Below are 14197 nucleotides of genomic sequence, written 5' to 3' on the forward strand. Positions count from 1 at the left end.
ACCAAAAAGGCCGGGCGAACCCGGCCTTCTGCCTTCTGCCTTGTGTAGGAGCGAGCTTGCTCGCGAAAAACTCACAGGCGCCGCGTGCATACAGAATGCCCGCGTTATCGTTGAGGTTCTTCGCGAGCAAGCTCGCTCCTACAAGTGCATCGAGGTATCAGCGGTTCAGGAACGCCAACAGGTCTTCATTGAGCTGTTGAGCGTGGGTCACGGCAAACCCGTGCGGCGCATCCTTGTACACCTTCAATTGTGCGCCCTCGATCATCTGCGCCGCGACTTTGCCGGTGGTGTCGAACGGCACGATCTGGTCGCCGTCGCCATGGATCACCAGGGTCGGTACGTCGATCTTGGCCATGTCCGGGCGGAAGTCGGTTTGCGAGAACGCGGTGACGCAATCCACGGTGGATTTGAGCGACGCGAGCATGGCGATCTGCAGGGTCTGGCTGAGCACACCCTCTGAAACGTGCTGGCCTTTATTGAGACCGAAGAACGGCGTGTTGAAGTCGCTGATGAACTGTGCACGGTCCTTCAACAGGCCGGCCTTGATGCCATCGAACACCTCGCCAGGCACGCCTTGGGGGTAATCGGCTTGCTGGCCGAAGATCGGCGTGACTGCGCCCAGCAACACCAGGCCAGCGACACGGGCACTGCCGTGGCGGGCGATGTAGCGCGACACGTCACCGCCACCCATGGAGAAGCCCACCAGGGTCACGTCTTGCAGGTCCAGATGTTCGATCAACTGGGCGATATCGTCAGCGAAGGTATCGTAGTCGTTACCGGTCCATGGCTGGTCCGAGCGGCCAAAGCCACGGCGGTCGAACGCGATGGTGCGAAAGCCACGGCTGCTCAGGTATTCCATCTGGTATTCCCACATGTCCGCATCCAGCGGCCAGCCGTGGCTGAACAGCACGGGCTTACCGCTGCCCCAGTCCTTGAAGTAGATCTGGGTACCGTCTTTAGCAACGAATGTGCTCATCTGAAACTCCTTGCAGGGCTGAAAAAGGGCGGTGAAAAAACCGCCTCACTATTGCCGTAAACCTGGGCCCAGGCTTGTATGGGTGTGCTTGCCTCACCAACTGAACTTGAGCTCCATGCCCAGGTAGTTGCTGTCGTGCCCACCGGCATCGCGCAGGGTCTGGCCGACCGCGTAGTGCACCGCCTCGACCGCACCGCTGAGGTTGGGGGTAAAGGCGTAGTCGGTGCGCAGTTGCCCATAGGCGCCAGTCCAGCGCTCACCTTGGCCCGCGGTGCCAGCCACGGCCAGGTTGGGCTGGGTGTAGACGGCGTCTGCGGTGGTCTGCCGCCACAGCAGGCCGACGGCGGTTTGCACGCTGAGCTTGGCGATGGGCTTGACGGTGAGCGACGGCTTGACGTGGATCAGGTTGCTGTAGCCGGTATAGCCCGCCAGGGAAAAGTAATAGCCATTGGGGAACAGCGGGTTGAAGGTGCCGACCCGGCCGTCACCGGCTTGGCGGTCACCGGAAGCGATATCCAGTTGCAGGCCGATACGCGGCTTCCACGCCAGCGTGTCAAAGGTGTAGCCGGTGCGGCTGCCACCGGCCCAGGCGCGAATCGTCTTGCTGCCCACCGAGCCGCGTTGCAGCATGGCTTCGACGTCCCAGTCGAACCCCTGGGCTGCGCCACCGAGGCGGGCGTCCAATAACTGTCGGGTCTCTTCGCCGTCGGCATCCAGGTAATGGGCGGCGCTGCGCTCGTACACGCCGTAATAGGCAGACAGCTCATTGGTGCCGCCCACCAGCCGCTCGACCCGCAGCATGTGGAAGCGCGCATCGCTGTTGGACTTGTCGTCGAAATGCCGGCCATCCTGGTACTGCACCGGTTGGCTGGCGATCCCGATAAAACGCCATTGCGGCGTTTCCCAGTCCGCCCACAACGCATCGAAGGACTGCCGCACATTCGGGCCGTCCCGTGACGAGATGAAACGCTGCAAGTCGAAGGCGAAATCCTGGCGGCCAGCCCGTGCCTTGAAGGTGCCGGCGTTGAAGGTCTTCACGTATTCGGCAAAGGCCAGGCGCAGGTCGACGCGGTTCTGGTCGGCACCGCCAATCGTGGTCTTGTCATAGGCCCGCACGTCTTCCAACTGGGTGAACAGCCGCCAGTGTTCGTTCAGGTGCAAGTCGGCGTGCACTTGAAAGCGCTGGATCAGGTAGCGGTCACGCGGTACATCGCGCACACCGAACCCGCTGGCGTCGTTCATCTCGAAGCGTTCACGCAAGGTTGCGCCCAACGACAGGTAGGTGAACGGGTTGGCCGCGGACAAAGGGATGTACTTGAGGTTGTCCAGCGGTTGCGTGCGCAAGGCCGGGTCCTTGAGCACAGACCAGTCTTCCTGCCAACGGTTGGCTTTGATCGCCGGGCGAACCGGCTGGTCGTCGGCCTGCACGCTGCCGGCAAGCAACGGCCACAGCACAGCCAGGCTCCAGCCTGCGTGACGCATCATTTTGCCGCGCTGAGTTGGTGGATTTCTGCGACATAACCGCCCGGGAACTCCACCAAGGCACTGCGCCGACCTTTGCTGTCGAACGCCGGCACCAGCACTTTTGCGCCAGAGCCAGTGGCCTTGCCCAGGGTGGCGGCCAGGTCGTTGACCTGATAACCGGTGGTGTCGTGGCCGAACGGGTAGGGCAGTTGGCCGTTGGTGACCAGTACCGCCATGCGCCCAAACGGCGATTCGATATCAACCCGGCGGTAGTGGCCGCCGGCCTGGCCGACATCAACCCCTGGGGCGTGCTTGTCGTCGCTCAATACCTTGCCGTGGGAGAAACCCAGGAACGCCTTGATAAACCGCTCTGCGCTGTCGTTGGACACATACACACGGTTTTCCGGCACGGTGTCGAAGGCGGCGTAATCCGGGGTCTTGGTGTGCCAGTAGAGCTGCATGTTCACGCCACCCGGCCATTGCACCACGGCGTCACGGCCAATGGGGTCGGGGAAATCGCTGACGATCACGTCGGCGCCATTGTCCCGCGCGGCCTTGAGGGCTACGTCCATGTCCTTGACCAGATAGCCGTTGCGTTCCTGGCCGAAGGGGAGGGGTACGGGGGTGGTAAAGCCGAACAACGACACGGTGCCCACCGGGGTCTGCAGCAATTGCGAGGTGGTACTGCTCGGCACTGGCAGCACGTTGACCACGACCTGGGGCGTGCTTTTGCCGCCGAAGGTGGCGAGGAAACTCTGGGCAAAACGGTCCACATCGGCCGGTGCCACATACACATGGCTGGTGTCGTACTGCGGCGCCACGGCCACGCTTGGGGTGGCGGCGAACGCGCTGTTCATCATCGCACTTGCCAGCAGCGTCAATGCCAGCGATACCTTGGTTGTTGTGTTACCCATGCCCGTTCTCCAGCGCTTCTGAGGGTTTGAAAGCGGTGAGGTTAGGGGGGCAGGGTGGTGGGGGATTGTATGGACGTGCTCGGTTGAACGTTTCAGCTACGCGGCCCAGATAGCTGACGCCGATCTACCTGACACCCCGCAATCAAACTGTGGGAGCTGGCTTGCCTGCGATGACGTCCTGACAGCCGACAGCTATCTACCTGACACCCCCGAGATCAACCTGTGGGAGCTGGCTTGCCTGCGATGACGGCCTCCCAGCCGACACCTATCTACTTGACACCCCGCAATCAAACTGTGTGCGGGCTTGCTCGCGAAGGCGGCCTTCTAGTCGACCATTTAGTTGGGTTGGAATGAGTACATATCCATTCCTGCGGTAACGGCCACTTAGGGTTCCGCCCTGACGGCGGCTCACTTTCGAAAAGCGCGAAAGTAAGCAAAGCGCTCTTGCCCCACCACTCGGCACCTCGCTTAGGCTCGGTGTGCCCTCACTCCGGCTTGAATCCGTGGGCCGCCGTCATGGGCCATCCTTGGCCCAGGACGGCTAACCCGGCGTCCTGCCGGGTTACCCACGAATTCAAGCCTGCGTTCGGCCAGCGTGGTTTAACGGGGCGCCTAAGATCAAGAGCGACTCGCTTCGCATCGTGGTTACTGTGGAGTGTGCAACCTGCAAGTTGTGCATGTACTGCACTACTGCTTTCGCAGGCAAGCCATAAGGGCAGTCAGTTAAGGCTTTTTTGTAGGAGCGAGCTTGCTCGCGAAAAACTTACAGGCGCCGCGTTCATTCAGCAAACACGCGTTATTGTTGACGTTTTTCGCGAGCAAGCTCGCTCCTACAGAAATTGGGGATGCCCACACATTCGGATCGCAGGGCATCAGCTAAACAGCCGTTATCTGTCACGCCACCATAATGATCTTCGACACCAATTCCACCACCGTCTTGGCCTGCAGTTTCTTCATCAGCCGTGCCCGATGCACCTCAACGGTGCGGTGGGAAATTGCCAGGCGCAGGGCGATTTCCTTGGATTTGAAGCCGTTGACGATGTGCATGGCGATTTCCCGCTCACGGGGCGTGAGGTCGCCGGTGCCCTGGTGCATGCGGTCCAGGCGTTCGAAGTGCCAGATCATCAGTTTGAACGGGTCTTTGGGGGTGAGGGTGTAGCCGTGGGACTTGGCCCAGAACACTTCGCCGTTGTGGTGCTGCATGAAGCGTTCATCGGAATAAAAGCCGTTGTCGCTGTCGAGCAGCCAGTCATGGCTGCGCTTGCCGATGGCGTGGTAGTCGGCCTGGGACGGGTAGATCAGCAGGGTCAGTTGGTTGACCAGCGCGTCGCGGGTATAGCCGAACAGCTTCAGGAACGCGTCGTTGCAGTCGAGTATCACGCGGTCGCTGGTGACGATCTGCGGGGCGGGGGACAGCTTGAACGCCAAGCGTTCGAGGTCGGGAAATTGCTGGGCTAGCGCGGTCATGGGGCATCCTGCCTCGTTGTTCAATGCCCTGGGCGCTACTTACCCGTGTAAGTAGTTACACGAATTGGCGCACGATCAGGGGTGGGTCATTGTAAGTAAAGTCCGAATCAAGAACAGAAGAAATTGATTATGCCTGCTGATTGCGTCTCCATTGTTGCCGCTGGTCACTCCCGTTTTGGTCGCCTGGAAGGCACGACGCTGGAAGACCTGATCGTCCAGGTGACCCGGGAAGCCTTGAGCGACGCCGAGATTGACGCGTCGCAAATCGATGCGTTGTTCCTCGGTCATTTCAACTCGGGGCTGGTGCCCGACGGGTTTGCCGCTTCATTGCTATTGCAAGCCGACCCCGGGCTGCGTTTTAAACCGGCTACCCGCTGTGAAAACGCCTGTGCGTCCGGCTCGGCGGCGATCCTGGCGGGGGTCAATGCGATCCTCTCCGGTAGCGCCGAGCTGGTATTGGTGGTGGGCGCCGAGAAGATGACCCACACCAGCACCGCCGCAGTCACCCAAGCCTTGGCCGGGGCCGGCTACCAGAACGACCCGGCCGAAGCCGGCCTGAGTTTCCCGCAGTTGTTCGGCCGCGCCGCGCGCCAATACGCCGAGCGTTACCACTGCCCGCTGGGCTCGATGGCGGCCATCGCCACCAAAAACCACTCCAATGCCATGGCCAACCCGCTGGCGCAGATGCATCGGGAGATGAATTTCGAGCACTGCAACAACGTGTCCCAAAGCAACCCGTTCGTGGCCGACTCCCTGCGCCTGACCGATTGCTCGCTGATCAGCGACGGCGCCGCTGCGATCATCCTCGCCTCGCCCAAACGTGCGCGGGCGTTTCGTCGCGAGGTGCAAATCCGCGCGATGACTCAGGTCAACGACACCTTGCCCGTCGCCCAGCGCGACATCCTGGCCTTTGAAGGGCCGCAACGCGCGATCCATGCAGCGCTCCGCGGGGCGAATGTGACCCTGGCTGACCTGAGCTTCGCCGAGGTACACGACTGCTTCACCATTGCCGAGTTGCTGATCTACGAAGCCATGGGCCTGGCGCCCAAGGGCGAAGGCCATCGCGTGCTCGACAGCGGCGTGGTGCGCGCTGGCGGGCGCTTGCCGGTCAACCTTTCCGGCGGGCTCAAGGCCAAGGGGCACCCCGTCGGCGCCACGGGGGTGTCCATGCATGCCCTGGCGTTCCGGCAATTGACCGGCGAGCCGATTGGCCTGGCGGTGCCCAACCCGGAGTTCGGCCTGGTGTTCAACATGGGCGGCATGGCGGTAGCCAACTACGCCTCGGTCCTGCAGGCACGCCGGAGCTGAGCCATGAACATTGCCAACTGGTTGCACGACACCCAGCGCCGGGCCCCGCAACGTCCGGCTTTGTTCGACGGCAGCGTGCAAGTGGCCGACTACGCCACCTTCGCCGCCCACGTGCGCCAACGCGCCGCGCAGTTGGTGGAGCAGCATGGCCTGGTGCCGGGGGACGCGGTGGCGCTGCTGATGAAAAACAGCTGCGACTACCTGGAGCTGCTCTACGCCATCTGGTGGATGGGCGGCGTGGCGGTGCCGATCAACGCCAAGCTGCACCCCAGCGAAGCGGCGTGGATTGCCGATAATGCCGAGGCGCGGTTGATCTTTACCGACAGCGGCCAGGTGTTTTCATCGCGGGATTTGCCCGCGCGTTGCACGGAACTGGACGGCCATCCGCTGCCGCCCAGCCATGGTTGGCCCGGCCTGGAACAGCCAGTGCCCCGCCAGGATCACGACCTCGCCTGGCTGTTCTACACCTCCGGTACCACCGGGCGCTCCAAGGGTGTGATGCTGTCCCACGGCAACCTGATCGCCATGTCGCTGTGCTACGCCACGGATGTCGACGCGGTGAGTGCCGACGATGCGGCGCTGTATGCCGCGCCCATGTCCCACGGCGCCGGCCTGTACAACTTCATCCATGTGCGCTGCGGCGCCCGCCATGTAGTGCCGGCCTCCCATGGCTTTGATGCCGCCGAGCTGTTCGGGCTGGCCGAGCAGATGGGCGATGTGTCGCTGTTTGCCGCGCCGACCATGGTCAAGCGCATGGTGGAGCAGGCGCGGCGCGAGGATTATCACGGCGCCGGCATCAAGACCATCGTCTACGGCGGCGGCCCCATGTACCTGGCCGACCTGCGTGAAGCGGTCGACACCTTCGGCCCGCGCCTGGTGCAGATCTACGGCCAGGGCGAGAGCCCGATGACCATCAGCGTCTTGCCCCGCGCTTTGATCGCCGAGCGCCAGCGTCCCGACTGGGCCACCCTGGCCGCCTCGGTGGGCCACGCGCAAGCCTGTGTGGAGATCCGCATCCTCGATGCCGAGCGCCAGCCACTGCCCACCGGCCAGCGCGGCGAAATCGCGGTGCGTGGCGCCACGGTGATGCAAGGCTACTGGCGCAACCCGCAGGCCACGCGCCAGACGCTGGTGGACGGTTGGTTGCTGACCGGCGATATCGGCTACCTCGACCCGGCCGGCTACCTGACCCTCACGGACCGCTCCAAGGACGTGATCATCAGTGGCGGCAGCAACGTTTACCCCCGTGAAGTCGAGGAAGTGCTGGCCCAGCATCCCGAGGTGTTCGAAGTGTGCGTGGTGGGCGAGCCCGACGCGCAATGGGGTGAGTCGGTGGTGGCCTTCGTGGTGACCCGCAGCGGCCAGCCTCTGGACGAAGGCGAACTTACCGCGTGGTTTCTGGCGCGTATGGCCTCGTTCAAAAAGCCGAAAAAATATGTGTGGCGCAGCGACTTGCCCAAGAACAGCTACGGCAAGATTCTCAAGACCGACTTGCGGCATTGGCTGCAAACCGCGAGTATCGCCGCGCTTTAACATGGATCGATAATCAGACAAGGAGTCCCCACGATGGGCAATCCCGCACAAGACACCGTCCGCAAGCGCCGCCGTGCGTTTCTCGGTGCCACCTCCGGCCACTTGATCGAGTGGTACGACTATGGCGTGTATGGCTTTCTCGCGGTCTATATCGGCCAGGCGTTCTTCGTCTCCGACGACCCCACTACCAGCCTGTTGGCCAGCTTTGCCGCGTTTGCGCTGAGCTTTTTTATTCGCCCTCTGGGTGGGCTGTTCTTCGGCCCGCTGGCAGACAAGATCGGCCGGCGCAAAACCCTGATCATGGCGCTGGTGATGATGACCGGCTCCACGGTGATGCTGGGCCTGTTGCCGACCTACGCCACCCTGGGCATCGCCGCACCGATCCTGTTGATCCTGGTGCGCTGCGTGCAGGGCTTCTCGGCGGGCGGCGAAATCGGCACCGTCACCAGCTTCATCTCCGAATACGCCGGCCCCGGTCGCCGTGGCTTTGCCACCTGCTGGCTGATGGTCACCGCCGTGCTCGGCCTGCTGCTCGGTGGCGCTGTGGCCAATGGCATGACCTGGGTGCTGGGCGCCGAGGTCATGCAGGAATGGGCCTGGCGCATACCGTTCCTGATCGCCGCGCCCCTGGGCTTTATCTCCATGTACATCCGCCTCAAGCTCGAAGACAGCCCCGAGTTCCTCGCCTTGCAACGCGCCGGGCAAACCTCCCGTGCGCCGCTGCGCGAGGTCTGGCAGTGGAAGCGCGCAATTGCCCTGGTGTTCTTTATCATCACCTTGCACAGCTCGATCTTCTACCTGGTGCTGACCTTCGCCTCGACCTACATGGCCAAGATCCTCAAGTTCGATAGCGGCACCACCTTGCTCTACGTGTTCGTCGCCAGCTTCTCGGCGGCCTTCGTGATGCCGTTTGGCGGCGCCTTTACCGATAAATACGGGCGCAAGCCGTTCCTGATGGTGATCGGCACACTGGCGACCCTGGCGATGTTCTGGCTGTTCAAATCCGCCCCCACCGCCACCCCGGCGACCTTCTTCGCACCGTTGATGGCGGTGGCGATTTTGTTCGGGCTGTATGCGTCGTCGACCTATGCACTGATGAGCGAACTGCTGCCAACGCGCATCCGTTCTACCGGGATTGCGGTGGCCTATAACGTGCCGGTGGCGGTGTTCGGCGGCAGTGCGCCGTTGATTTCCACCTGGCTGATCAAGGTGACAGGCGACATTACCTCGCCGTGGTATTTCTACGTGGCGACCGGGGTGGTGTCGTTGCTGGCGTTGGTGGTGTTGCGCAAGGAAGATTTTGTTGCCAGCGGTCACTCGACAGCTGTGCCCGCCAATACTGCCTTCGCGAGCAAGCTCGCTCCTACAGGTACAGAGAATCGCAATGCCGGCCACCCGCTTGACCCTGATCTGCCACGCCATCACGCCCCTGCAAAAGCGGGGGCGCTTTTCTGATGATGAGTCTGTCGCCATGGACTGGCAGGGCGCGGCCTTGTCCCTGGCCGGGCGCTACAAACAACAGGCACGCCTGCTGTGCGGCCCCGAGGCCAGAACCCGTCAGAGCGCGGGCTTGTTCGGCGATAACGCCCAGGTCGACCCCGCCTTACGCGACCTTGATGTCGGCACATGGAAAGGCCAGGCCATCGGCCAACTCGACAGCGAAACCTTGAACACTTGGACCACCGACAGCACCAGCGCAGCACACGGCGGCGAATCGGTGGATCAGTTGTGCAGGCGGGTTGGCCAATGGCTTAAATCTCTCGAAACCCACCCCGGCCATGTCATCGCCGTGACTCACCCGTTCGTCATCCGTGCGGCGATGCTGTTCGCCATGCAGTTGCCGATCTCGATGTTCTACCGGATCGACGTCGAGCCATTGTCCGCCACCGAGCTACGCTTCAACGGCGTGTGGCGCTTGCGCCTGGAAACTTCCGCCTGATTCCCGGAACATGGCAAAATCGACGCCCCGCAATGAGAGCACTCCATGAAACGCATCCTGATCATCGGCATTGGCGCCGGCAACCCTGACTACATCACGATGCAGGCCGTGAAGGCGCTGAACCGTACCGACGTGTTCTTCCTGATGGACAAAGGCCAGAGCAAGGACAAGCTGATCGACCTGCGCCGGGAAATCTGCGACACCTACATCACCGAGCCCGGCTACCGTTTTGTTGAGGCCGACTGCCCGGAGCGGGTGCGCGGTGAAATTGACTACACCACCGCCGTACAAGACCTCAACCGCGATAAGCAGCAGACCTTCGAGCGCATGATCAACGAAGAAATGGCCGACGGCGAAGTGGGGGCGTTTTTGGCCTGGGGCGATCCGGCGCTGTACGACAGCACCATCCGCATTTTGCAGGCTATTCTTGTCAGTGGCCGCTGTGTCTTCGAGTTTGAAGTGATTCCCGGCATCACCAGTGTGCAGGCCCTGGCGGCGCAGCATAAGGTGCCGCTCAACCGTATCGGCAAGTCGATCGAAATCACCACCGGGCGACGGCTGGCGGCAGGGCAGGCGAGTGATGCCGATACCCTGGTGGTGATGCTCGACGCCGAAGACTCCTACCGCAGCGTGGCGGATCAGGACCTGGATATTTACTGGGGCGCCTATCTGGGCACGCCGGACGAGATCCTGATCAGCGGCAAAGTGGCACACGTGGCAGAAGAGATCGAACGGGTACGCAAGGCGGCGCGCCTGGAAAACGGCTGGATCATGGACACCTATTTGTTGCGCAAACCCTGAGGTAAACCCGATGCTCAAACAGCTTGCCTTCGCCTTGGCCCTGGTGGCCGGCGCCGCTCATGCCGATAGCGGCTTGCACACCGACTTGCCGTTGTCCTACCTGGAGCAGACCCAGGGCGACGCACGCAACCAGCCGCTGGTGATCTTCCTGCATGGTTTTGGCAGTAACGAGGAAGATTTGTTTGGTCAAGAACGCTTTGCCATCCACCTGGACCTACCTGTCGGTGCGCGCGCCGCTGCCGGTGGAGCCGCAGGGTTATCGCTGGTTTACCAAGACCGATGAGCCTGAGTACAACGGCGAGACCGACGAGCTGTTCAGCAGCGCCCGACTGATCAAGGACTTTGTGCTGAAGGCCACCGCCAAGTACCACACCCAAAGTGATCGGGTGTTCCTGGTGGGGTTCAGCCAGGGCGCGATCATGTCTTACGAGGTGGCCTTGCGTGAACCCGAGTTGGTACGCGGTATCGCTGCGCTCAGTGGCAGCGTGCTACCGGTGCTCAGGTCTGCGCTGAAACCGGATGCGGCGATGGGCAAGCTGGCGATCTTTATTGGTCATGGCACTTTGGATCAGGCGCTGCCGTTTAGCTCGGCCACGCAAGCGAACAAGGTGCTGGCGGAGTTGGGGCTCAAGCCGGAGTTTCATCAATACCTGGGGATGAATCACACCATCAGCGAAGCGGAAATCCAGGACTTAAAAGCCTGGCTAGAGAAAAGCCTGAAGTGAAAATGCGGTTAAAAATGTGGGAGCTGGCTTGCCTGCGATGGCGGCCTCCCAGCCTACGGCTATCTACCTGACACCCCGCTGTCAAACTTGTGGGAGCGGGCTTGCTCGCGAAGACGGCCTGGCAGCCAACACAGTTGGACCGGGTATATATCCGTTATTTAGGTAACGGCTACTTAGGGTTCCGCTCTGACAGCGGCTCACTTTTGAAAAGCGCAAAAGTAAGCAAAACGCTCTTGCCCACTCGGCACCTCGCTTGGGCTCGGTGTGCCCGAACGCAGGCTTGAATCCGTGGGCCGCCGCCACGCGCCATCCATGGCGCGGGGCGGCTAACCCGGCGTCCTGCCGGGTTACCCACGAATTCAAGCCTGCGTTCGGCCAGCGTGGTTTAACGGGGCGCCTGAGATCAAGATCAAAAGCAGATCAAGATCAAGAGCGGCTCGCTTCGCATCGTGGTTACCGTCGGCTGCTACAGCCTACAAAGTTGTGTAGATACCTAGGCCATCGCGGGCAAGCCCGCTCCCACATGGGTTTTGCGTTGGCTGGAAGAGGGGGGTTACTTGCCGCCTGTAATCTGCTTCACCAACTGTGCATGCCCCTTCACATCATCCGCCCGGGAAATCGCCTGAATTACCAGCAAATGGTTGCCCGAACCCCCCAGGAATGTGGAGTTCAAGGTCTTGCCACCGCCTTGGGTAGCGCTGCTGTCCACCTGGCGCAGGCCCAAACCCTTGTAGGTGAGTTTCTTCTCGCCCAGTTTCTTGAAGTCAGGCAGGGCAGCGCTCTGGTCCTTGACGAAATCGGCCACGGCGCCGTCGAGGAACTGCGGGTCGTTATCCTGGATCGTTGCCCCATCGTTGCGCACGGTTTCGGCGACGATCACCACACTTTTCGTCGTCGAGTTGGCGTACAACGTGCCTTGGGTGTCGGCGGTGCCGTCTTGCGCCGTGCCGGAGGGCAGGGTGTCGGCGCTGTAGGCCTTGGGCAGTTTGAAGGTGAACTTGCCACCCAGGGTGGAGATGGTCTGGGTGGTGGGCTTGGCCGCAGCGAATACGCTGCCGGCGGTGAGCGCGAGGGCCAGCAGCATTGCGGTCTTGGTGAACGTGGCCATGAAGCACTCCGGGGATGAACGAAATTGCGGCGTATTCTGTCAGAAAATTCGCAATCTCGTTCATCGGCCCCGTCACACTTTGTCGGAAGATTCTTCCTCAAGCCGGTCCATTTCAAACAAGCGCGCCAGTTCCGCACGGGCTTCCTGGGCGGTTTGCATGACCTTGGCCGCGTCGTCGTACACCGCGTGTTGGGCGGCGAGTACCTGCTGGTCGTGGGTCTTGAAGCGGTTGATGCGCGCATCGGCCTGGGCCTGGCTCAAACCGAGGCCGACCAGGGTACGGCGGCTCATTTCCAGGCTGGAGTAGAAGGTTTCGCGTACCGGTGAAGCGTCCAGGTCTACCAGGCGGTGTACGTGCTGGCGGTTGCGCGCACGGGCGATGATCTTCATGTGCGGGTAGAGGTTGCGTACCAACTCGGCGGTCTTGATGTTGATCTCCGGGTCGTCCATGGCAATCACGAAGAATTCCGCTTGATCGACTTTGGCCGCGTGGAGGATTTCCGGGCGTTGGGGGTCGCCGTAGAACACCGGCATGCCGCCAAAACTGCGGGTCAGCTCGATGGTTTCCACCGAGGTATCGAGGGCGATGAACGAAATGTTCTGGGCGCGCAGGATCCGCGCCACGATCTGGCCCATCCGGCCCATGCCGGCGATGACCACGCGGGGCGCATCGCTTTCGATGGCGCGGTATTCCTCGGGCACTTCCACCGGCTTGACCTTGGGCTTGAACAGCTTCGGGCACACCAGCAACAGCAGCGGGGTCACGGCCATGGACAGGGTGATGGTCAGCACCAGCACGTCGTACAGCTGCGGTTCGAACAGGCCCTGGTCGCGGCCGATCTTGAACACCACGAAGGCAAATTCACCGCCCGCCGCCAGCACCACGCCCAGGCGCAGGGCACTTTCGCGGTTGAGGTCGCCCACCATTCGCCCGACGGCGTACAGCAGTGGCAGTTTCAAACCGATCAGCAGTAGGGTCAGGCCGATCACCACCAGCGGCGTGCTGAGCAGCAAGCTGAGGTTGGCGCCCATGCCCACGCTGATGAAAAACAGCCCCAGCAGCAGGCCTTTGAACGGCTCGATCTGGGATTCCAGTTCGTGGCGGTATTCCGAGTCTGCCAGCAGCAGGCCGGCGAGGAACGCGCCCAAGGCCATGGACACGCCCACCAATTCCATCAGCCAGGCGGTGCCGATCACCACCAGCAGCGCGGTGGCGGTGGACACTTCGCGCAGGCCGGTCTTGGCCACGATGCGAAACACCGGGCGCAACAGGTAGCGCCCGCCGATGATCACCACGGCGATGCTGCCGAGGATCTGCAACACATGTTGCAGGCCTTGGGCCTCGGTGGTCGGGTGATCGCTGCCGGCCAGCAACGGCACCATGGCGATCAGCGGGATAGCGGCAATGTCCTGGAACAACAGGATGGCAAAGGCCAGGCGCCCGTGGGGTTGGTTGAGCTCCTTGCGTTCGGCCAGGCTTTGCAGGCCAAACGCCGTGGAGGATAGTGCCAGGCCCAGGCCCAGCACGATGGCGCTGTTCCACGACTGGCCAAACAGCCACAGCGCGACCGCACCCATCACCACGCCGGTGAGCAGGACCTGGGCCAGGCCCACGCCGAACACCGCCTTGCGCATCACCCATAAGCGTTTGGGTGAAAGCTCCAGGCCGATGATGAACAGCAACAGCACCACGCCCAGTTCAGAGAACTGCGCCACGCTTTGCGGGTTGCCGATCAGGCCAAGTACCGATGGGCCGATGATCACACCGGCAAACAGATAGCCCAGCACCGCACCCAATTGCAGGCGCTTGGCCAGGGGCACGGTCAGCACCGCGGCGAACAGGAACACCACGGCTGCTTGTAACAGGTTGCCTTCATGGGGCATTACGAACTCCAGCATTTGCATCGATCAACGGTAGGAGCGAGCTTGCTCGCGAAAAACGCAAGGGCACCGCGTTATATC

11 protein-coding genes and 1 pseudogene are annotated in these 14197 nt (G+C 62.1%); 6 read left to right on the top strand and 6 right to left on the bottom strand.

The window, feature by feature from the left end; genetic code table 11:
• Window positions 1–157: 157 nt before the first annotated feature.
• The 4 genes from V8689_RS12125 to V8689_RS12140 form a co-directional block, all read right to left on the bottom strand.
• Window positions 158–976: an alpha/beta fold hydrolase gene (locus V8689_RS12125; RefSeq protein ID WP_056784289.1), complete on the bottom strand. Its 819-nt coding sequence runs from the start codon at window positions 974–976 to the stop codon at window positions 158–160.
• Window positions 977–1069: 93 nt separating this feature from the next.
• Window positions 1070–2461 (bottom strand): alginate export family protein, encoded by a 1392-nt coding sequence (locus V8689_RS12130; protein WP_056784292.1) that lies wholly within the window; start codon window positions 2459–2461, stop codon window positions 1070–1072.
• Complete coding sequence (locus V8689_RS12135) at window positions 2458–3354, bottom strand: VOC family protein (protein ID WP_056784295.1); 897 nt, start codon at window positions 3352–3354, stop codon at window positions 2458–2460. Before V8689_RS12135 ends, V8689_RS12130 begins: the two co-directional genes overlap by 4 nt.
• An 894-nt stretch (window positions 3355–4248) precedes the next feature.
• Window positions 4249–4821, bottom strand: coding sequence for a LuxR C-terminal-related transcriptional regulator (locus tag V8689_RS12140; RefSeq protein WP_003190613.1), 573 nt, complete (start codon window positions 4819–4821; stop codon window positions 4249–4251).
• A 129-nt stretch (window positions 4822–4950) separates the two neighbouring features.
• On the opposite strand from V8689_RS12140, the gene V8689_RS12145 reads away from it, so the two are divergent.
• The 6 genes and pseudogenes from V8689_RS12145 (at window position 4951) to V8689_RS12170 (ending at window position 11127) form a co-directional block, all read left to right on the top strand.
• Entirely contained in the window at window positions 4951–6129 is a 1179-nt protein-coding gene (locus V8689_RS12145) for an acetyl-CoA acetyltransferase (protein WP_056784298.1), read from the top strand.
• A gap of 3 nt (window positions 6130–6132) precedes the next feature.
• On the top strand, window positions 6133–7662 hold the full coding sequence (locus tag V8689_RS12150; protein ID WP_056784301.1) for a class I adenylate-forming enzyme family protein: 1530 nt from the start codon (window positions 6133–6135) through the stop codon (window positions 7660–7662).
• A 33-nt stretch (window positions 7663–7695) separates the two neighbouring features.
• Entirely contained in the window at window positions 7696–9117 is a 1422-nt protein-coding gene (locus tag V8689_RS12155) for an MFS transporter (protein ID WP_230962089.1), read from the top strand.
• Entirely contained in the window at window positions 9047–9601 is a 555-nt protein-coding gene (locus V8689_RS12160; RefSeq protein WP_056784937.1) for a histidine phosphatase family protein, read from the top strand. Before V8689_RS12155 ends, V8689_RS12160 begins: the two co-directional genes overlap by 71 nt.
• Before the next feature lie 45 nt (window positions 9602–9646).
• On the top strand, window positions 9647–10402 hold the full coding sequence (gene cobF / locus V8689_RS12165; RefSeq protein ID WP_056784305.1) for a precorrin-6A synthase (deacetylating): 756 nt from the start codon (window positions 9647–9649) through the stop codon (window positions 10400–10402).
• A 10-nt stretch (window positions 10403–10412) separates the two neighbouring features.
• Window positions 10413–11127: pseudogene (locus V8689_RS12170) on the top strand (alpha/beta hydrolase).
• Window positions 11128–11680: 553 nt separating this feature from the next.
• On the opposite strand, the gene V8689_RS12175 reads toward V8689_RS12170, so the two are convergent.
• Window positions 11681–12235: a hypothetical protein gene (locus V8689_RS12175; RefSeq protein ID WP_014718107.1), complete on the bottom strand. Its 555-nt coding sequence runs from the start codon at window positions 12233–12235 to the stop codon at window positions 11681–11683.
• Window positions 12236–12307: 72 nt separating this feature from the next.
• Window positions 12308–14119, bottom strand: coding sequence for a monovalent cation:proton antiporter-2 (CPA2) family protein (locus V8689_RS12180; RefSeq protein WP_019817299.1), 1812 nt, complete (start codon window positions 14117–14119; stop codon window positions 12308–12310).
• Window positions 14120–14197 lie beyond the last annotated feature (78 nt).

The organism is Pseudomonas sp. AK181, from assembly GCF_051122975.1.
Classification (GTDB): Bacteria; Pseudomonadota; Gammaproteobacteria; order Pseudomonadales; family Pseudomonadaceae; genus Aquipseudomonas; species Aquipseudomonas lactis.